The 18,403-nt window shown below is 70.3% G+C and carries 16 protein-coding genes; 14 read left to right on the top strand and 2 right to left on the bottom strand.

The annotated features are described in order from the left end of the window. The 10 genes from FFT10_RS02685 (at position 1) to ntrC (ending at position 11,691) form a co-directional block, all read left to right on the top strand. Positions 1 to 2,085, top strand: coding sequence for an alpha/beta hydrolase family protein (locus FFT10_RS02685; protein WP_137731211.1), 2,085 nt, complete (start codon positions 1 to 3; stop codon positions 2,083 to 2,085). 163 nt (positions 2,086 to 2,248) lie between these two features. Further along, positions 2,249 to 3,199: a YncE family protein gene (locus FFT10_RS02680; RefSeq protein WP_137731210.1), complete on the top strand. Its 951-nt coding sequence runs from the start codon at positions 2,249 to 2,251 to the stop codon at positions 3,197 to 3,199. Next, on the top strand, positions 3,186 to 3,986 hold the full coding sequence (locus tag FFT10_RS02675) for a polysaccharide deacetylase family protein (RefSeq protein WP_137731209.1): 801 nt from the start codon (positions 3,186 to 3,188) through the stop codon (positions 3,984 to 3,986). The genes FFT10_RS02680 and FFT10_RS02675 overlap by 14 nt, the downstream gene beginning before the upstream one ends. Before the next feature lie 10 nt (positions 3,987 to 3,996). After that, the gene (locus FFT10_RS02670; protein ID WP_162520677.1) at positions 3,997 to 4,947 is read left to right on the top strand and encodes a sterol desaturase family protein; all 951 of its coding nucleotides are present in this window, start codon (positions 3,997 to 3,999) and stop codon (positions 4,945 to 4,947) included. 74 nt (positions 4,948 to 5,021) lie between these two features. Continuing rightward, entirely contained in the window at positions 5,022 to 5,921 is a 900-nt protein-coding gene (locus tag FFT10_RS02665) for an EI24 domain-containing protein (protein WP_137731208.1), read from the top strand. Positions 5,922 to 5,932: 11 nt separating this feature from the next. Then, a complete protein-coding gene (locus tag FFT10_RS02660) occupies positions 5,933 to 6,730 on the top strand; it encodes a competence/damage-inducible protein A (RefSeq protein WP_137731207.1) in 798 nt (265 codons plus the stop codon). A 231-nt stretch (positions 6,731 to 6,961) separates the two neighbouring features. Continuing rightward, entirely contained in the window at positions 6,962 to 8,377 is a 1,416-nt protein-coding gene (glnA, locus tag FFT10_RS02655; protein WP_137731206.1) for a type I glutamate--ammonia ligase, read from the top strand. Between the two features lie 116 nt (positions 8,378 to 8,493). Further along, the gene (locus FFT10_RS02650) at positions 8,494 to 9,024 is read left to right on the top strand and encodes a hypothetical protein (protein WP_137731205.1); all 531 of its coding nucleotides are present in this window, start codon (positions 8,494 to 8,496) and stop codon (positions 9,022 to 9,024) included. Positions 9,025 to 9,045: 21 nt separating this feature from the next. Continuing rightward, the gene (glnL, locus tag FFT10_RS02645) at positions 9,046 to 10,125 is read left to right on the top strand and encodes a nitrogen regulation protein NR(II) (RefSeq protein WP_137731204.1); all 1,080 of its coding nucleotides are present in this window, start codon (positions 9,046 to 9,048) and stop codon (positions 10,123 to 10,125) included. A 39-nt stretch (positions 10,126 to 10,164) separates the two neighbouring features. Then, positions 10,165 to 11,691: a nitrogen regulation protein NR(I) gene (gene ntrC / locus FFT10_RS02640; protein WP_137731203.1), complete on the top strand. Its 1,527-nt coding sequence runs from the start codon at positions 10,165 to 10,167 to the stop codon at positions 11,689 to 11,691. Between the two features lie 25 nt (positions 11,692 to 11,716). Here the strand turns inward: ntrC and FFT10_RS02635 are convergent, their stop codons facing one another. After that, a complete protein-coding gene (locus tag FFT10_RS02635; protein WP_137731202.1) occupies positions 11,717 to 12,403 on the bottom strand; it encodes a hypothetical protein in 687 nt (228 codons plus the stop codon). Positions 12,404 to 12,497: 94 nt separating this feature from the next. Then, positions 12,498 to 13,265 (bottom strand): exodeoxyribonuclease III, encoded by a 768-nt coding sequence (xth, locus tag FFT10_RS02630; protein ID WP_137731201.1) that lies wholly within the window; start codon positions 13,263 to 13,265, stop codon positions 12,498 to 12,500. Positions 13,266 to 13,482: 217 nt separating this feature from the next. Between xth and FFT10_RS02625 the strand changes: the two genes are divergently transcribed. The 4 genes from FFT10_RS02625 (at position 13,483) to FFT10_RS02610 (ending at position 18,384) form a co-directional block, all read left to right on the top strand. Continuing rightward, positions 13,483 to 14,550: an alpha/beta hydrolase gene (locus tag FFT10_RS02625; RefSeq protein WP_137731200.1), complete on the top strand. Its 1,068-nt coding sequence runs from the start codon at positions 13,483 to 13,485 to the stop codon at positions 14,548 to 14,550. A 102-nt stretch (positions 14,551 to 14,652) separates the two neighbouring features. Continuing rightward, positions 14,653 to 16,365 carry a gamma-glutamyltransferase gene (ggt, locus tag FFT10_RS02620; protein ID WP_137731199.1) on the top strand — a complete coding sequence of 571 codons (1,713 nt, stop codon included), beginning with the start codon at positions 14,653 to 14,655 and terminating at the stop codon, positions 16,363 to 16,365. Between the two features lie 106 nt (positions 16,366 to 16,471). Next, positions 16,472 to 17,302 (top strand): phosphogluconate dehydrogenase C-terminal domain-containing protein, encoded by an 831-nt coding sequence (locus FFT10_RS02615; RefSeq protein ID WP_137731198.1) that lies wholly within the window; start codon positions 16,472 to 16,474, stop codon positions 17,300 to 17,302. A 101-nt stretch (positions 17,303 to 17,403) separates the two neighbouring features. Beyond that, positions 17,404 to 18,384, top strand: a complete 981-nt coding sequence (locus FFT10_RS02610) for a TRAP transporter substrate-binding protein (RefSeq protein ID WP_137731197.1) — start codon at positions 17,404 to 17,406, stop codon at positions 18,382 to 18,384. Positions 18,385 to 18,403: the final 19 nt, after the last annotated feature.

The raw sequence follows: 18,403 nt of genomic DNA, 5'->3' as shown, positions 1-18,403 counted from the left end.
TTGGCCGGGCCGAGGTTCTGGGCCCGCACCTGGCTGGCCGCCCTGGCGGCGGCACTTTTCCTGCTCGGTCTCGCGCCGGTGGCGCGGGCGCAGCCGGACCTGCCGGCGCAGCTGTTCTTCCAGCCGCCCCAGGTGCTGGACATCGCCCTGTCGCCCAGCGGACGGCGCCTGGCCCTGAGCGTGCAGGCGCCCAACAAGCGGGTGGGCGTCTTCGTGTTCGATCTGCAGCAGGCCGGCATGCCGGCCACGCGTGCCGCGCTGTTCGACGATGCGGACGTGCCCGACTTCGACTGGGTGGATGACCAGCGCCTGGTGTTCAGCGTGACCGACCTGCAGGTCGGTCTGGGCGAAGACCGGGACATGGCACCCGGCCTGTTTGCGGTGCGTTTCGACGGCAAGGAGCTTCGCCACCTGGTCGAGCGGCAGGGCCGTGCGTTCTTCAGCAGCGGCGAGCGCAACCGCACGCTGCCCTGGAACCACCGTCTGCTGCATGTGCCGGTGCCGTCGGACCAGGCGGACGGCGCGCAGGCTGACGAGGTCATCGTCGGTGCGATGACCTTCCGCCGGAGTGAGCTGGTCCATGTGCAGCCGAAGTGGCTGAACACCCGCACCGGCGCCACCCGCGACCTGTGGGTGGATGCCGAGCCCGCTGGCGCATTGCAGTGGTGGTTCACACCGCAGGGCGTTCCGCGGCTGGTGCGCACCCGCGAGGACGGGCGCGAGGCCTTGCACTGGTACACACCGCCGGCCGGCGGCACCCGTGGCCAGTGGCGCCAGCTTGCGCAGGGGCCGCTGCACGGGCTCCCGTTCCTGCCGCTGTGGGTGGGGCAGGGTGATCGGCTGTACGTGCGCCTGCCGCGTGGCCCGGCCGGCGAGGCGGTGGTGGCGCCGTTCAACTTCGCCACCGGCCAGCCTGGCGAGACCCTGGTCAACGCGCCGGGCTTCGATTTCAGCGGCCAGCTGCTTGGCGACCGCACCGGCGAGCGCCTGCAGGGCGTGCGCGTCGACGCCGATGCCGAGCAGACAGTCTGGTTCAGTGCCGCGCACAAGGCGGTGCAGGAGCGGGTGGACAAGAGCCTGCCAGGCGGGGTGAACCGCATCACCTGCCGCCGCTGCGGCAGCGACGACGCGGTGGTGCTGGTGCGCTCGTTCGCCGACCGCCTGCCAGGCGAACTGCTGCTGTGGCGCCAGACCGACAACGGCGGCAAGGGCGGCTGGCAGCGCGTGGCCCTGCAGATGCCCGGCATCGATCCCGAGCGCATGGGCCGGGTGGAGCTGGAACGCATCCGCGCCCGCGACGGCCGCGACCTGCCGGTGTGGCTGACCAAGCCCGCGGGCATGCGTGACCAGGGCGACGCACGGCCGGCGGTGGTGCTGGTGCATGGCGGGCCCTGGGTGCGCCAGGGCCACTGGCGCTGGGAGCCGATGGCGCAGTTCCTGGCCTCCCGCGGCTGGCTGGTGATCGAGCCCGAGTTCCGCGGCAGCGACGGGTACGGCCGGGCGCACCTGGACGCCGGCTTTCGCCAGTGGGGCCAGGCCATGCAGGACGACGTGGCCGACGCGCTGCTGTGGGCGCGGGCGCAAGGCCTGGCCAATGACCGCGCCTGCATCGCCGGCGCCAGCTACGGCGGCTACAGCGCGCTGATGGGGCTGGTGCGTCATCCCGAGCTCTACCGCTGCGCGTCGGCCTGGGTGGCGGTGACCGACCCGTTCCTGTTCCTGGAGGGGTCGTGGTGGGTGCGCGACGACATCAGCGGCTCCGCCCGCCGGCACAGCCTCCCGGTGATGGTGGGCGATCCGGAGAAGGACCGGGCCATGCTGCTGGCGAATTCGCCGCTGGCCCAGGCGGCGCGCATCCAGGCGCCGCTGCAGCTGATCTGGGGTGGCCAGGACTTGCGCGTGCCCATCGTGCATGGCGAGCGCCTGCGTGATGCGCTGAAGGCGGCCGGCCGACCACCGGAATGGATCGTCTACCCGGACGAGGCCCACGGCTTTGCCCGCGGCGAGAACCGCCTGGACATGGCGCAGAAGCTGGAGCGCTTCCTGCGCCGGCATCTGCAGCCCGATGCCCCGGTCCGGCCTTGACCTGCGTCGTCCGGCGCGCCATCGCCAGCGCCTACACTGACGGGCTTTGGCCTTTCTGCAGTGCCCAGCCGGGTGCCCCCACGCCTCCATGCCGTCGATTCCGCGCCGCCGCGCTCTGCTTGCCCCGCTGGCCGCGCTACCGGTCCCGTCCTTTCTCGCCGGCATGCTGCCCACTGCGGCCCGTGCCACGGCCGGGCCGCGGCCGATCTTCGTGCTCAACTCGCTGGACGCCACGGTCAGCGTGATCGACCCGGTGCGCTTCAGCGAGATCAAGCGCATCCCCACCGGCAAGGAGCCGCACCACCTCTACCTGACGCCGGACGAGAAGAGCCTGGTGGTGGCCAATGCGCTGGGCAACTCGCTGACCTTCATCGATCCGGTGACGGCCGAGGTGCAGCGGGTGCTCAGCGACATCATCGACCCGTACCACCTGCGCTTCTCGCCCGACATGAAGTGGTTCGTCACCGCGGCCAACCGGCTGGACCATGTCGACCTTTACCACTGGCAGCCCAAGGATGCGGCCCAGCCGCTGAAGCTGGTCAAGCGCATCGCCGCGCCCAAGACGCCCAGCCACCTCTACATCGACAGCCGCAGCACCGTGGTCTATGTGTCGCTGCAGGACAGCGACGAGCTGCTGGCCATCGACCTGGCCACCCAGGCGCCGCGCTGGAAGATCCCGGTGGGCAAGATGCCGGCCGACGTGTTCCTCAGCCGCGATGACAAGCGCCTGTTCGTCGGCCTGACCGGTGACCGCTTCGTCGAGGTGTACGACGTGTCGGGTGCGGCCCCGAAGCTGCTGCAGCGCATCGCCACCGGCATGGGTGCCCATGCCTTCCGCGCCCGCGGCGACGGCAGGCACCTGTTCGTCAGCAACAGGGTGGCCAACACCATCAGCATGCTCGACATCCAGGCCATGACCGTGGTGGCCGAGCTGCCCGGCCCCAGCGGGCCGGACTGCATGGAGGTGCTGGCCGATGGCAAGACCCTGCTGGTCAGCTCGCGCTGGGCGCGCAAGCTGAGCTTCATCGACATCGACAGCCGCAAGCTGCTGCGCCAGGTGCCGGTGGGCAAGTCGCCACACGGGGTGTGGACACTGGACCATGCGCCGCGCTGATCGCGCCCGCCGCCACCTGCTGGCCGCCGTGGTGGCGGCTGCAGCGGGTGCTGCCGCGGCCGCACCCGCGGCCTGCAGCAAGCCGGTGTACCTGACCTTCGACACCGGCCACATGGGCGTGGCGCCGCTGGTGGCCCAGGTGCTGCAGGACGAACAGGTCCCGGCCACCTTCTTCCTGGCCAACGAGCGCACCCGCACTGGCGGCTGGAGCCTGGACGACCAGTGGGCGCCCTGGTGGCGGGAGCTGGCCGCATCACCCCTGGGCCACGCCTTCGGCTCGCACACCTGGGACCACCACAGCTGGCTGGCCGACCGGCCCGACGGCGGTTTCGACACCCGGCCTTCGATGGGCCCGCAGGCCGGCCAGCGCCAGGTGCTGAGCGCCGCGCAGTATTGCGCCGAGCTGCAGCGCCCGGCCGACCGCTTCCGGGCCATGACCGGCCAGGCCTTGCTGCCGCTGTTCCGCGCGCCCGGCGGCAAGACCTCGCCGGCGCTGCTGCAGGCCGCCCAGGCCTGTGGCTGGCAGCATGTGGGCTGGGCGCCGGCCGGCTTCCTGGGCGACGAGCTGCCCAGCGACAAGTACCCCAACGACCAGTTGCTGAAGAAGGCGCTGGCCGGCATCCGCGCCGGCGACGTGCTGGTGGCCCACCTGGGCATCTGGTCGCGCCAGGACCCGTGGGCGCCGGCAGTGCTGAAACCGCTGGTGACCGGGCTGAAGGCGCGCGGCCTCTGTTTCGCCACGCTGCGCGAGCACCCGGCCTACCGGGCGCATCTGGGTGTGAAGTGAGGTCCAGGCGGTGGATGCACTGACCGATGCCTTCGGCCTGGCCCAGCAGTGGCTGTTCGAGGGCCTGCTGCAGCCGCTGATGTTCCACCTGGGCCTGGGCAACCTGCTGGCCGAGGGCTACCGCGCCACCGGCTGGCTGCTGGTGGGCCTGCTGCAGATCGTGCTGATGCTGACGCTGATGCGGGCGCTGGAGCGCTGGCGTCCGGTCGAGCCGGTGACCGACCGGGCCGCGGTGCGCACCGACATCGTCTACACCCTGGTCCACCGGCTGGGCCTGTTCCGGGTGGTGCTGTTCCTGACCATCGATCCGCTGTGGGATGCGCTGACCGGCCAGCTGCGCCTGGGCGGGCTGCACGGCTTCCAGCTCGACGGCCTGTGGCCCGGCGTCACCGACCTGGCCTGGGTCAGCTTCGGGCTGTACCTGCTGCTGTTCGACCTGGTGGACTACGGCTACCACCGGCTGCAGCACAGCGTGGGCTGGTGGTGGCAGCTGCATGCGGTGCACCACAGCCAGCGGCAGATGACGCTGTGGAGCGACAACCGCAACCACCTGCTCGACGACCTGCTGCGCGACAGCGTGTTCGTGCTGCTGGCGCTGGCGGTGGGCGTGGCGCCGGGGCAGTTCGTCGCCATCGTGGCCATCACCCAGCTGGTGGAGAGCCTGTCGCATGCCAATGTGCGGCTGCACTTCGGGCCGCTGCGCTGGCTGCTGGTCAGCCCGCAGTTCCATCGCCTGCACCATGCCGTGGGCCTGGGGCACGAGTCGGCCGGGCAGGGCAGCCTGGGTGGCCACAACTTCGCAGTGCTGTTCCCGGTCTGGGACCTCCTGTTCCGCAGCGCCCGTTTCGATGATCCGCTGCAGCCCACCGGCATCCGCGACCAGCTGGAGGGCCGCGACTACGGTCGCGGCTTCTGGGCCCAGCAGTGGCTGGGGCTCAAGCGCCTGGCCGGGCGCGCCTGAACGCCGTCCGAAGCCCGCCACCGGCAGCGCCCGGCGGCGCTGGGCTATCCTCGTCGCCAGATGAACGCCATCCCATGAGACACCTGCTCGATTCCTTCTGGCGCGCCGGCGCCTACTGTCTGCATCCCAAGGTGATCGGCCTGTCGTTGCTGCCGCTGCTGATCGGCATCGCCATCGCGCTGGGACTGGGCTGGTTCTACTGGGAGGCCGCGGTGGCCGGCGTGCGCGCCACGCTGGAGACCTGGTCGCTGGTGGATGCGGCGCTGAAGTGGGTGGAATCGCTGGTCGGCAGCAGCTTCCGCACCGTGTTGGCGCCGCTGATCGTGGTCGCGCTGGCCGCGCCGATGATCGTGGTGCTGTCGGTGCTGCTGGTGGCCTGGCTGATGACGCCGGCCATCGTCAACCTGGTGGCTGCGCGGCGCTTTCCGGCGCTGGAGCGCAAGCGCGGCGCGGGCATCGCCAGCAGCATCCTCTGGTCGCTGGGCTGCACCGTGCTGGCCCTGCTGGCGTTGGTGATCAGCATTCCGCTGTGGTTCATTCCGCCACTGGTGCTGGTGGTGCCGCCGATGATCTGGGGCTGGCTCAACTACCGGGTGATGGCCTTCGACGTGCTGGCCGACCATGCCAGCGCCGACGAGCGCCGCCAGATCATGCAGCGCCAGCGCCTACCGCTGCTGGGCATCGGCGTGGTCTCGGGCTTCCTCGGCGCGGCGCCGTCGCTGCTGTGGGCCGCCAGTGCGCTGACGCTGGTGTTCGCGCCGCTGCTGATCGTGGTGTCGGTGTGGCTCTACACCCTGGTGTTCGGCTTCTCGGCGCTGTGGTTCACCCACTTCGGGCTGCGCGCCCTGGCCGAGTTGCGCGGCCAGGCCGCCCAGGTCGACCGCGAGCCGGCACCACCCGGCGAGATCATCGACATCCCTGCCGCGGCGCCGCCGCCGGCACCCACCGCGGCGCTGCCGCCACCTGCACCCTGAGCACGTTCCCCATGCGAAATTTCGGCCTCATCATCGTCGGCGACGAGATCCTCTCCGGCAAACGCCAGGACAAGCACATGGCCAAGGTCATCGCCATGTTGGGCGAGCGTGGCCTCAGCCTGGCCTGGGCCCGCTACGTGGGCGACGACCGCGCCAACATCACCGCCGCGCTGCAGCATGCCTTTGCCAGCGGCGACATCGTCTTCAGCTGCGGCGGCATCGGCGCTACGCCCGACGACCACACCCGCCAGTGCGCCGCTGCCGCCCTGGGCCGGCCGCTGGCGCTGCATCCCGATGCGGCCGTGCTGATCCGCGAGCGCATGCAGGATGTCGCCCGCGAGCAGGGCACGCCCTACGAGCCCGACCGCCCCGACAACCTGCACCGGCTGAACATGGGCACCTTCCCCGAAGGCGCGGCCATCATCGCCAACCCGTACAACAAGATCCCGGGCTTCAGCGTCGGCGACGTTCACTTCGTGCCCGGTTTCCCGGTGATGGCGCACCCGATGATCGAGGCGCTGCTCGACGGCCCCTACCGCGCGCTGCACGGCAGCCACGTGCAGACCGAGCGCTCGGTGATCGTGATGGGCGCGATGGAGGCGGCGCTGACGCCGCTGATGGAAGCCATCGAGTCGCGCTTTGCCGGCATCAAGGTGTTCAGCCTGCCCAGCGTCGACCACCCGACCTACGGGCGCCACATCGAACTGGGCGTCAAGGGCCGGCCCGATGCCACGGTGCCGGCCTATGCGGCGCTGCTGACCGGCCTGCGCGACTTTGGCGCGCAGCTCGGCCCCGAAATGGTGCGCTGAGGGCGCACCAAACAGGATCCCGCATTTGCACCCATAAGGTGCGCATCAGCGGGCGTCAGCGCCCTGGCTCCCCGGGGCAGCTGCCGGTTGGCAGCCGGTCTGGCACCCCGGTCGGTGGCATGGTTTCTGCTACATTCTTGTGCGCCCGGCAGGCTCCACAGCCCGTTGCGGCCTGCACAACGCCCCTAATCCCCCCCCCCCTGCAATTAGCGTCCCGCTAGGAGATTCCTGATGGCAAAGACCGTCGCCGATGTGATGGCCATGGTGAAGGAAAACGAGATCAAGTTCGTTGATTTCCGTTTCACCGACACCCGCGGCAAGGAACAGCACGTTTCCGTTCCCGTCTCGCATTTCGATGAAGACAAGTTCACGTCGGGCCACGCCTTCGACGGCTCCTCGATCGCCGGCTGGAAGGGCATCGAAGCGTCGGACATGCAACTCATGCCCGACCCGAACACGGCCAACATCGACCCGTTTTTTGAAGAGCCGACGCTGATCCTGACCTGCGACGTGGTCGACCCCGCCGACGGCAAGCCCTACGAGCGCGACCCCCGCAGCCTGGCCAAGCGCGCCGAGGCCTACATGAAGAGCACCGGCCTGGGCGACACCGCCTACTTCGGCCCGGAGCCCGAATTCTTCGTGTTCGACAGCGTCCGCTGGGGCGTGGACATGTCGGGCTGCTTCTCGAAGATCGAGAGCGAAGAAGCCGCCTGGAACACCGGCAAGGAATACGAGCACGGCAACAGCGGCTTCCGTCCCGCGGTCAAGGGTGGCTACTTCCCGGTGCCGCCGGTCGACAGCGGCCAGGACCTGCGCTCGGAGATGTGCCTGATCCTCGAAAGCCTGGGCATCCCGGTCGAGGTGCACCACCACGAGGTGGCCAACGCCGGCCAGATGGAGATCGGCACCAAGTTCAGCACGCTGATCCAGCGCGCCGACTGGGTGCAGCTGCAGAAGTACGTGATCCACAACGTGGCCGCCGCCTACGGCAAGACCGCCACGTTCATGCCCAAGCCCATCGTCGGCGACAACGGCAGCGGCATGCACGTGCACCAGTCGGTCTGGAAGGACGGCAAGAACCTGTTCGCCGGTGACGGCTACGCCGGCCTGAGCGACTTCGCGCTGTACTACATCGGCGGCATCATCAAGCATGCCCGTGCACTGAACGCCATCACCAACCCCGGCACCAACAGCTACAAGCGCCTGGTCCCCGGCTTCGAAGCCCCGGTGAAGCTGGCCTACTCGGCCAAGAACCGCTCGGCCTCGATCCGCATCCCGTACGTGGCCAACCCCAAGGGCCGTCGCGTGGAAGCCCGCTTCCCCGATCCCCTGATGAACCCGTACCTGGGCTTTGCCGCGCTGCTGATGGCCGGCCTGGACGGCGTGGAGAACAAGATCCACCCGGGCGAAGCCGCCACCAAGGACCTGTACCACCTGCCGCCGGAAGAAGACGCGAAGATCCCGACCGTCTGCGCCAGCCTCGAGCAAGCGCTGGAGTACCTGGACAAGGGCCGCGCCTTCCTGACCAAGGGTGGTGTGTTCACCGACAGCTACATCGACGCCTACATCGACCTGAAGATGCAGGAAGTCACCCGCTTCCGCATGGCCACCCACCCGGTGGAATTCGACATGTACTACACCCTGTGATGGGGTGGCGTGGCCCGGTGCCACGCAGCAGCAAGGGCGGCGCGAGCCGCCCTTTTTCATTGCAGGCCCTGCGCCACAATGCCGGCTTCCGGCCGTGCGCCGCTGCCCGAGATCCGATGTCGCGCTCCTTCCGTCTCCTGCTCGTGGCCTGCGCCGCGTTGCCCGGCCTGCTGCATCCGGCCGCTGTGCTGGCCCAGGGTGTGTCGGTCTACCGCTGCCCCGGGCCGCCGGTGCTCTACACCGACGCCCTGACGGCCGAGGAGGCCCGCGACCGCGGCTGCCGCACCATCGAGGGCGCGCCCATCACCATCGTGCAGACGCCGCGGCCGCGGCCGCCGGCCAATGCCACCTCGGCACCGGCGCCCGCCACCAGCGCGGCCCGGCCGGGCGATCCCAAGGTCGACCCCGCCGCCCAGCGCCAGCGCGACACCGACGCCCGCCGCATCCTCGAAGCCGAACTGAAGCGCGAGGAAGAGCGCCTGGCCGTGCTCAAGCGCGAGTACAACAACGGCGAACCCGAGCGGCGCGGCGACGAGCGCAACTACCAGAACTACCTCGACCGCGTGGCCCAGATGAAGGCCGGCATCCTGCGCAGTGAGAGCGACGTGGCAGCCCTCAAGCGCGAGCTGAGCAAGCTGCCTCCCTGACCCTGATCCTGAGCGAACGCCATGAGCCCCCGGCCTGAACCCTCCCGCTACGACGCCTTCGACATGCTGGCCACCATGGTGGCCGTGGTGCGGCCCGATGGCGGCCTGCTGTTCGTCAACGCCATGTTCGAGAACGTGGCCGGCATCTCGCGCCGCACGCTGATGCGCACCCGGCTGGGCGACTGGTTCGTCGACCAGCATCCGCTGGCCGAGACCCTGGCCGCGGTGGCCCGCAACGAGATCGCCACCGGCCGCTTCGACGGCGTGATGAAACGCGCGCCGGTGTCGGCCCACGAGCAGCTGCCGGTGCATGTGATCGTCACCCAGATCGACCAGGGCGGCGACGCCGTGGTGGTGGAGCTGCTTGAGATCGAGCAGCAGACGCGGCAGGACCGCGAGGAGCGCGCCCTGGGCCAGGTGCAGGCCAACAAGGAGCTGATCCGCAACCTGGCGCACGAGATCAAGAACCCGCTGGGCGGCATCCGCGGCGCGGCCCAGCTGCTGGCGATGGAGATCAACAGCCGCGAGCTGTCGGAGTACACCAACGTCATCATCCACGAGGCCGACCGCCTGCAGGCCCTGGTCGACCGGCTGCTGGCGCCGCACCGCAAGCCGCACGTGGTCAGCGACGTCAACATCCACGAGGTGTGCGAGCGGGTGCGCTCGCTGATCCTGGCGGAGTTTCCGCGTGGGCTGACCGTGCACCGCGACTACGACATCTCCATCCCCGATTTCCGCGGTGACCGCGAGCAGCTGATCCAGGCGGTGCTCAACATCGCCCACAACGCGGCCCAGGCCCTGGCCGAGCGCATCGCCGCCGGCGATGCGCTGCTGGTGCTGCGCACCCGGGTGGTCCGCCAGGTGACGATCGGCAAGCGCCGTTTTCGACTGGCACTGGAATTGCATATCGAAGACAACGGGCCCGGCGTGCCCGAGGACATCCGAGACCGCATCTTCTACCCCCTGGTGTCGGGGCGCGATGGCGGCTCGGGACTCGGGCTCACCCTGGCGCAGACCTTCGTGCAGCAACACCAGGGCACGATCGAATGCGACAGCACGCCGGGCCAGACCGTGTTCCGCATCGTCATCCCGCTGCCGTAGTCGCGCAGCTCGCAATCTCAGGAAACAGGCCGCCGCCGCATGAAACCCATCTGGATCGTAGACGACGACCAATCCATCCGATTCGTGCTGGAGAAGGCGCTGGCGCGCGAGCAGTTCGCCACCCGCAGCTTCAGCAACCCCCGCGACGTGCTGGCCGCGCTGGACGATGACGAGCCGCAGGTGCTGGTCTCCGACATCCGCATGCCCGGCGGCTCGGGCATCGATCTGCTGGGCAAGGTGAAGGCTCGGCTGCCGGGCCTGCCGGTCATCATCATGACCGCCTACTCCGACCTGGACTCGGCCGTCTCGGCCTTCCAGGGCGGCGCCTTCGAGTACCTGCCCAAGCCCTTCGACCTGACCCGCGCGGTGGAGCTGATCCGCCGGGCGGTGGAAGAAAGCCTGCGCGAGGAAGTGCGCGACCTCGGCCATGCCGAGATGCCCGAGATGCTGGGCCAGGCGCCGGCGATGCAGGATGTCTTCCGCGCCATCGGACGGCTGAGCCAGAGCAACGTCACCGTGCTGATCACCGGCGAGAGCGGCTCCGGCAAGGAGCTGGTGGCGCGCGCGCTGCACAAGCACAGCCCGCGGGGTGATGCCGGCAGCAACGGCCCGTTCATCGCGATCAACACCGCCGCCATCCCGAAGGACCTGCTGGAGAGCGAGCTGTTCGGCCATGAGCGTGGCGCCTTCACCGGCGCGCAGACCATGCGCCGCGGCCGCTTCGAACAAGCCGACGGCGGCACGCTGTTCCTCGATGAAATCGGCGACATGCCGTTCGACCTGCAGACCCGCCTGCTGCGGGTGCTGAGCGACGGCCAGTTCTACCGTGTCGGTGGCCACCAGCCGCTGAAGGCCAATGTGCGGGTGATCGCTGCCACCCACCAGAACCTGGAACAGCGGGTGCGCGAAGGTGCGTTCCGCGAGGATTTGTTCCACCGCCTCAACGTCATCCGCCTGCGCCTGCCGGCGCTGCGCGAGCGGCGCGAGGATGTGCCGTCGCTGACCCGCTTCTTCCTGGCCAAGAGCGCCAAGGAGCTGGGCGTGGAAGCCAAGCGCATCACCGAGCCGGCGGTCGAGCGGCTGATGGCCTTCGACTTCCCCGGCAACGTGCGCCAGCTGGAGAACATCTGCCACTGGCTGACGGTGATGGCGCCGGCCCAGGTCATCGAGCCCAAGGACCTGCCGCCCGAGCTGATGGCCGGTGACGTGGCACGCCAGCCAGCGCCTGCGCCGGTGCATGCCGCCGCGGCGCCCGAGGCGCTGGCGCTTGCCGCCGCGCCGCCAGCACTGGGCGCGCCCGCGGCCCATGCCAGTCTGCCGCCGGCCGGCATGGTGGTGGGCGGGCTGCCCAGCGGCTGGCTGCTCGACCTGCAGCGCGAGGCCCGCCGCCTGCTGGAATCAGGCGACCCGGAGGTCTGGGACACGCTGACCCGGCAGTTCGAGGGCCAGCTGATCCACACCGCGCTGGAGATCACCCGCGGCCGCCGCATCGAGGCTGCGCACAAGCTCGGCATCGGCCGCAACACCATCACCCGCAAGATCCAGGAACTGGGCCTGGACGATTGAGCGACAGCCGCCGCCCGGCGGCGGTTCAGCTGCGGTACCAGCCTGAGGTGTTGGCGGCGCCGTCCTGGGCGGGCAGGCTGCCCTGCACCAGGTCGTCGTAGGCCGAATCCGGCAGCTCGGTGACCTCGAGACCGCCGTGGCCGCTGTGCGTCGTGCTGCGGCCACCGATCTGGCTGTCCAGGCCGCCCATGAAGCTGTCGGGCGACTCCTGCTTCGGCGGGCGCTGGGCCGGGGGTGCGCTGCGCTGCTGGATGGCCTCGACCAGGCGCTGCTGCAGCACGCTGAACTGCACCCGCTCGCCCAGGTTGTCGGCCGGCAGGCGCGACAGCTGCTGCAGGCCGCGCTGCAGCACCCACACCGGCATGTCCAGCAGCGCGGCCGAGCCTTGGCGGGACAGCGCGCGCTCGATGTAGTACAGGTGGGGCAGCACCCGGCGCAACGCACGCTGGGCGCGCATGCGGTCGCGCAGTGCACGGTGGGCCAGGCGCAGGGCCTGGCCGCGGCCGGCTTCAGGCAGGGTGGTGGCTTCGGCCACCGCGGGATCGGCGCGCAGCTGCGGATCGGGCCGGCGCGGCTTGGGCGCCACGGGCCAGCGCGGCCATGCCGTCAGCGATGCCAGCCAGCCCGTGCTGGGCGCCGGCGCCTGCTCGGCCGCCTCGAACGTCCAGACGGACAGCTGGCTGTCCTGCGCGCGTTCCGTTGATCGTCCCATGGGATCCCCCGCCTGCTGTACCGATTCCACCGGGCGGTCGTCTCTGCTGGACGCTGGTGCCCGTCATGAGCGGCGTCGATGATGCCACACCGGCTCAGCCGGCCAAGGTGGCCAGCACGGGTGCGTGGTCGCTGGGCCGCTCGTTCTTGCGCGGCAGCTTGTCGACGGTGCAGGCCGACACCTGCGGCTGCAACGCCTGGCTGACCAGGATGTGGTCGATGCGCAGTCCCTGGTTCTTGCGGAAGGCCAGGTTGCGGTAGTCCCACCAGCTCCAGGTGCGCGGCGGTTGGTCGAACAGGCGGAAGGCGTCGACGAGGCCCAGGCCGCACAGCGCCTGGAAGTGGGCGCGCTCCTCTGGCGTGCAGTGGATCTGGCCGGCCCAGGCCACCGGATCGAACACGTCGCGGTCGTCCGGCGCGATGTTGAAGTCGCCCATCAGCACCAGCTGCGGGTGCGCAGCCAGCTCGGCGCGCAGCCAGTCCTGCAGCGCCTGCAGCCAGGCCATCTTGTAGGCGAACTTGTCGCTGCCCGGCGCCTGACCGTTGGGAAAGTAGGCGCCGACCACCCGCAGCCCGCCCACCGTGGCGGCGATCACCCGGGCCTGCGGATCGTCGAAGCCGGGGATGTTGTGCACCACGTCGGCCGCCGGCGTGCGGGACAGCAGCGCCACGCCGTTGTAGGTCTTCTGGCCGAACCACACGCTGTGCCAGCCGGCGGCCGTGATCTCGGCCTGCGGGAACTTGTCGTCGGTGAGCTTGGTTTCCTGCAGCACCAGCACATCGGGCTGCTGCTGGCCCAGCCAGTCGAGCAGCTGCGGCAGGCGCACGGCGAGGGAGTTGACATTCCAGGTGGCGAGTTTCAAGGTCGTCCTCGGTGGCTGTTCTTGTCGGGTGGGTGGGGTGCCGGATGGCCCGCCGCGGCATCCTACAGGCGGTCGGTGGCTGCCTGCGCTGGCGGGTCCATCCTGCAGTCGTAGGACACGCGGGGGCTTTCCCTGTGCTGCTGCCGCACGCCGCCGACCATCATCGGCCACGCCTGCGCGGCCCGCGCGGCCGTCCACAACGCCACAGGGAGTGCACATGTTGATCTTCACGAACCGGGTGATCCAGCCGGGCACCGACCCGTCGGCGCTGACGCGCCAGTTCCAGCCAGGATCAGATGCCATCGGCGTGGTGCAGGCGGTGCGCAGTGGTGCGGGCTTCCAGGTGGGTGGTGCCCAGGCGTCCCTCGACGATGCCGCAGCCATGCAACTGCTGGTGCCGCTGTTCCAGGCCAGCAGGCCGGTGGTGCTGTACCTGCACGGCAACAACAATCCGCCGGCCGCCTGCTTCGAGCGCTGCGCGCGGCTGGAGGAAATCTACGGCCTGGAGGTCGTCGGCTTCTCCTGGCCGTCCGAGGGCTACCTCTCGTCGGGGAACGCGCTGCCCAACCTGCCCGCACCGGCGACTGGCCACACCGACGATGGCGACGATGGCGACGGCCTGGCCGACATCACCGCCGGCAACCGCAAGGACGGCTGGGCCGAGCGCAAGATCCGCCGCTATCGGCAGGCCAAGACCAACGCCCAGGAGTCCAGCGATGCCCTGGCCCGGTTCCTCAGGCTGCTGGCGGCGGCACGCCTGTATGCCAACGGGCAGCGGCTGAGCATCGCCGCCCACAGCCTGGGCTGCCACTACCTGCAGTACACGATCGAGACCGAAGGCGCGGCCGAGTCGCTGGCCGCGGCGCACAACATCGCCTTGCTGGCTGCCTGCTGCCGTGCCGACGGCCATGGGTCCTGGGTGCGCAAGCTCACACCCAAGGGGCAGGTGTTCATCACCTACAACAAGGCCGATCTGGTGCTGTTCGGTGCCTACATCGCCGATGGCAGCCAGACCAAGCTGGGTGCCGAACCGGGCCAGCGTCTGGTCGATCCGCGGGTGCGCTATGTGAGCTTCAGCAATGCCCAAGTCGGCTGGGGCGGGCATGGCTACTTCGTCAGCAAGCCGGGGGACAAGCTGCCCAAGGCGGCGAAGAAGGTGTTCCAGCGCATGTTCGGCAGCGAGCGCGACATCCAGGAAGACAAGGGCGAATACCCGCGCAAGGTATACCCGGTCGGCTGCGATGTCGATGGCAGCACCTGCTACATGGCGATGCCGCCGGCGTAGCGGGGGGCGGTGGCGGCGGTGCTGACCCGCGGGTGACGCCGGACGCGGCCCGGGCTGCGGCACCATGGGCGCCGCGACACCGCACAACGACGGAGACCCACCATGTCCACCTGGCGCGCCCTGGCTGCCACCCCGTTCACCACCGAGAAGCGCCCGGCCACCGGCAGCCGCGGCATGGTGGTCACCAACCACCCGCTGGCCTCGGCCGCCGGCGCCGAGATGCTGGCTGCCGGCGGCAACGCGGTGGATGCGGCGGTGGCCGCGCTGTTCACGCTGACGGTGGTCGAGCCGATGATGGTCGGCATCCTGGGCGGCGGCTTTGCCAACCTGCGGCTGGCCGACGGCACGCAGACCATCCTGGAAGGCCAGGGCCGCTGCCCGCAGGGCGTGGGGCCCACCACCTTCACGCCCGACCCCGCCGCCGGCCCCGGCGTGCTGGACGCGGTGGGCCGCCGCAACAGCGTGGGCCGCGCTGCGGTGGCCGTGCCCGGCAACCTGATGGCGTGGTGCCAGCTGCTGCAGCGCCACGGCAGCCTGCCGCTGGCCGATGTGGTGGAGCCCGCCATCCGCCATGCCGAGCGTGGCTACGCCGCCACCGCCTACTTGGCCGACTGCGTGGCCGACTGCGCCGCCGATCTGGCGCTGGACCCGGAGATCGCCCGCGTCTTCCTGCCCGGCGGCCAGCGGCTGCAGGCCGGCCAGCGGGTGGTCAATGGCGCCTATGCCGACACCCTGCGCGCCATCGTGCGCGAAGGCCCCGGCCTGCTGTACGGCGGCGCGCTGGGCCAGGCGCTGGCCGACGACATGCAGCGCCACGGTGCCTACCTGTCGCTGGACGACCTGCGCGGCTACCGCACCAACGACATGGCGGTGCTGCGCAGCAGCTACCGCGGCTTCGAGATCACCGGCCCGCCGCCCCCTTGCGCCGGGCCGCTGCACATCGCCCAGATGCTGAACATCCTGGAAGGCGTCGACACGGCGGGCACCGGCTTCGGCACGGTGGATGGCGTGCACCGCCTGGCCGAGGTGCTGCGCATCGCCTTCGCCGACCGCGCCGCCTGCACCGCCGACCCTGACTTCGTGCCGGTGCCGGTGGACGCGCTGCTCGACCGCGCCTATGCGGCCCGCCGCCGCGCGGCCATCGACCCCGCGCGCAGCCAGGCCTGGACGGCTGGCGTCGAGGCCGGGCCGCTGCGCGCCGCCGGCGGCATTGAAAGCGCCAACACCACCCACCTGACGGTGGCCGACCGCGACGGCCGCATCGTCTGCGCCACCCAGACCATCAACTCGCTGTTCGGTGCCCGCTACATGGTGCCGGGCTTCGGCGCGATCCCGAACAATTACCTCTACGTGTTCAACCCGCGCCCCGGGCTGGCCAACTCGCTGGCGCCGGGCAAGCGGGTCACCTCGTCGATGGCGCCGCTGATCGTGCTGAAGGACGGCCAGCCACGCTTTGCGCTGGGCCTGCCGGGGGGCCTGCGCATCTTCCCGTCGGCGCTGCAGGCGGTGCTGAACCTGATCGACCACGGCATGTCGCTGCAGGAGGCGGTGGAGGCGCCGCGGGTGTGGACGCAGGGCTTCGGCCTGGAACTGGAGCCGCACTTCCCGGATGGCGTGGCCGACGGCCTGGCGGCGCGCGGCCACGCCATCGAGCGGGTGCCCAACGTCGGCGGCGGCATGGGCGGCATCCAGTTCCATGCCAATGGCGACATGGAAGGCGCGGCCTGCTGGCGGGCCGATGGCACGCCGATCGGTGTGGGCGGCGGCTTCGCCCGCGCCGGCGTGCGCTTCCTGCCGGAGGCTCGGCGCCCCTAGGGCCAGCAGGGCCCCGGCGGCATGCGCTGGGGTTGACCCTGGCCTGTCGACTCATCAACTCGTCATACCATCACGCCACCATACAACGGCTTTGGAAGGCGAGACGATGACGAGCAAGATTGCGCTGTTCGGCGCGGGCGGCAAGATGGGCGTGCGCCTGTCGAAGAACCTGCAGGGGTCGGCCTACCAGGTGCGGCACGTGGAGCCGGGCGAGGTCGGCCGGCGCCGCCTGCAGGACGAGCTGGGCATCACCTGCGTGCCGGTCGCCGCCGCGCTGGATGGCGTCGACGTGGTCATCCTGGCCGTCCCCGACACCCTGATCGGCAAGCTGGCGGCCGAGATCGCGCCGCAGCTGCCCGCCGGCACGATGGTGATCACGCTGGATGCTGCCGCGCCGTTTGCCGGACACCTGCCGCAGCGGCCCGACCTGGTGTACTTCGTCGCCCATCCCTGCCATCCCACCATCTTCAGCCCCGAGGTGCACACCCCCGGCGCCACCGACTACTTCGGCGGGGCCACCGCGCCGCAGTCCATCGTCAGCGCGCTGATGCAGGGCCCGGACGAGGCCTTTGCCCTGGGCGAGGCCATCGCCAAGACCATCTACCAGCCGGTGCTGCGCTCCTACCGGGTGACGGTGGAGCAGATGGCGCTGCTGGAGCCCGGCCTGTCGGAGACGGTCTGCGCCACCCTGCTGGACGTGATGCGCGAGGCCATGGACGAGGTGGTGGCCCGCGGCGTGCCGGCCGACTGCGCGCGCGACTTCCTGCTGGGCCACATGACCATCCTGGCCGCGGTGATCTTCAAGCAGATCCCCGGCCAGTTCTCCGATGCCTGCAACAAGGCCATCGTCAACGGCAAGCCGCGGCTGATGCGCGACGACTGGAAGCAGGTGTTCCAGCGCGACGAGATCGCCGAGAGCATCCGCCGCATCACCTGAACAGCCGCCATCGGCCGCAACCGCAGCCGCCTTTCCCCGCATTCCAACGACGCGCCGCCGACCGCCGCAGCGCGCGCCCCACCACCCCCTGGAGACAAGCCATGCCCCAAACCACCGTCGCCCGTCTGTCCACCCTGGCCCTGCTGGCCGCGACCACGCTGGCACCGGTCGCCGCGCAGACCGTGCTCAAGATCGGCTACACGCCCGTGCGGGATTCGCACTACGGCGTGGGCGCCAACGTGTTCTGCGACGAGATCGCCAAGGGCACGGCCAACCGCTACAGCTGCCAGCACTTCCCCAACTCGGCCCTGGGCGGCGAGCGCGAACAGATCGAGGCGGTGCAACTCGGCACCCAGGACCTGACCAACGTCTCCACCGGCGCCCTGGGCAACTTCGTGCCCGAGGTCAAGGTCGTCGACATCCCGTTCCTGTTCCGCGACTACGACCATGCGCGCAAGGTGCTCGATGGCGCCATCGGCCAGGACCTGCTGAAGAAGATGCAGGCCAAGGGCCTGATCGGCCTGGCCTGGGGTGAGAACGGGTTCCGCCACATGACCAACAACAAGCGGGCCATCAACCAGGCGGGCGACGCCGCGGGCCTGAAGATGCGCACCATGGAGAACAAGGTGCACATGGCCGGCTACAAGACCTTCGGCATCCTGCCCACGCCGATGGCCTTCCCCGAGCTGTTCACCGCGCTGCAGCAGGGCACGGTCGACGGCCAGGAGAACCCGATCCCGGTGATCCTGTCGGCGAAGTTCTCGCAGGTGCAGAAGCACCTGTCGCTGACCGGCCATGTCTATTCGCCCGCGGTCATCCTGATCACGCCGAAGGTCTGGACCCAGCTGTCGGACGCCGACAAGAAGGTGTTCACCAGCGCCGCGGTGGCGGCCGCGGCGGCCCAGCGCAAGCGGGTCAACGACGACGAGGCCAACGGCATCGCGCAGCTGAAGAAGGACGGCATGCAGGTGGTGGAGAAGCCGGACGGCGAGAGCTTCCGCAAGGCCGTGGCACCGGCCTATGCCGAGTTCGCCAAGGAATTCGGCGCCGACCGGATCGCCGCCATCCAGGCCGTGAAGTGACGGCGACCTCGCTGCCAGC

This window comes from Pseudaquabacterium pictum (assembly GCF_005403045.1).
Classification (GTDB): Bacteria; Pseudomonadota; Gammaproteobacteria; order Burkholderiales; family Burkholderiaceae_C; genus Pseudaquabacterium; species Pseudaquabacterium pictum.
This window is presented reverse-complemented; position numbering and strand designations above follow the sequence as displayed.

Excerpts from the sequence above, each read along its gene's own strand:
- FFT10_RS02650 (WP_137731205.1), top strand. The coding sequence starts at position 8,494 with ATGTCGCGCTCCTTCCGTCTCCTGCTCGTGGCCTGCGCCGCGTTGCCC.
- FFT10_RS02625 (WP_137731200.1), top strand. The coding sequence starts at position 13,483 with ATGTTGATCTTCACGAACCGGGTGATCCAGCCGGGCACCGACCCGTCG.
- ntrC (WP_137731203.1), top strand. The coding sequence starts at position 10,165 with ATGAAACCCATCTGGATCGTAGACGACGACCAATCCATCCGATTCGTG.
- glnL (WP_137731204.1), top strand. The coding sequence starts at position 9,046 with ATGAGCCCCCGGCCTGAACCCTCCCGCTACGACGCCTTCGACATGCTG.
- ggt (WP_137731199.1), top strand. The coding sequence starts at position 14,653 with ATGTCCACCTGGCGCGCCCTGGCTGCCACCCCGTTCACCACCGAGAAG.
- FFT10_RS02680 (WP_137731210.1), top strand. The coding sequence starts at position 2,249 with ATGCTGCCCACTGCGGCCCGTGCCACGGCCGGGCCGCGGCCGATCTTC.
- FFT10_RS02610 (WP_137731197.1), top strand. The coding sequence starts at position 17,404 with ATGCCCCAAACCACCGTCGCCCGTCTGTCCACCCTGGCCCTGCTGGCC.
- FFT10_RS02615 (WP_137731198.1), top strand. The coding sequence starts at position 16,472 with ATGACGAGCAAGATTGCGCTGTTCGGCGCGGGCGGCAAGATGGGCGTG.
- FFT10_RS02665 (WP_137731208.1), top strand. The coding sequence starts at position 5,022 with ATGAGACACCTGCTCGATTCCTTCTGGCGCGCCGGCGCCTACTGTCTG.
- FFT10_RS02635 (WP_137731202.1), bottom strand. The coding sequence starts at position 12,403 with ATGGGACGATCAACGGAACGCGCGCAGGACAGCCAGCTGTCCGTCTGG.
- FFT10_RS02675 (WP_137731209.1), top strand. The coding sequence starts at position 3,186 with ATGCGCCGCGCTGATCGCGCCCGCCGCCACCTGCTGGCCGCCGTGGTG.
- glnA (WP_137731206.1), top strand. The coding sequence starts at position 6,962 with ATGGCAAAGACCGTCGCCGATGTGATGGCCATGGTGAAGGAAAACGAG.
- FFT10_RS02660 (WP_137731207.1), top strand. The coding sequence starts at position 5,933 with ATGCGAAATTTCGGCCTCATCATCGTCGGCGACGAGATCCTCTCCGGC.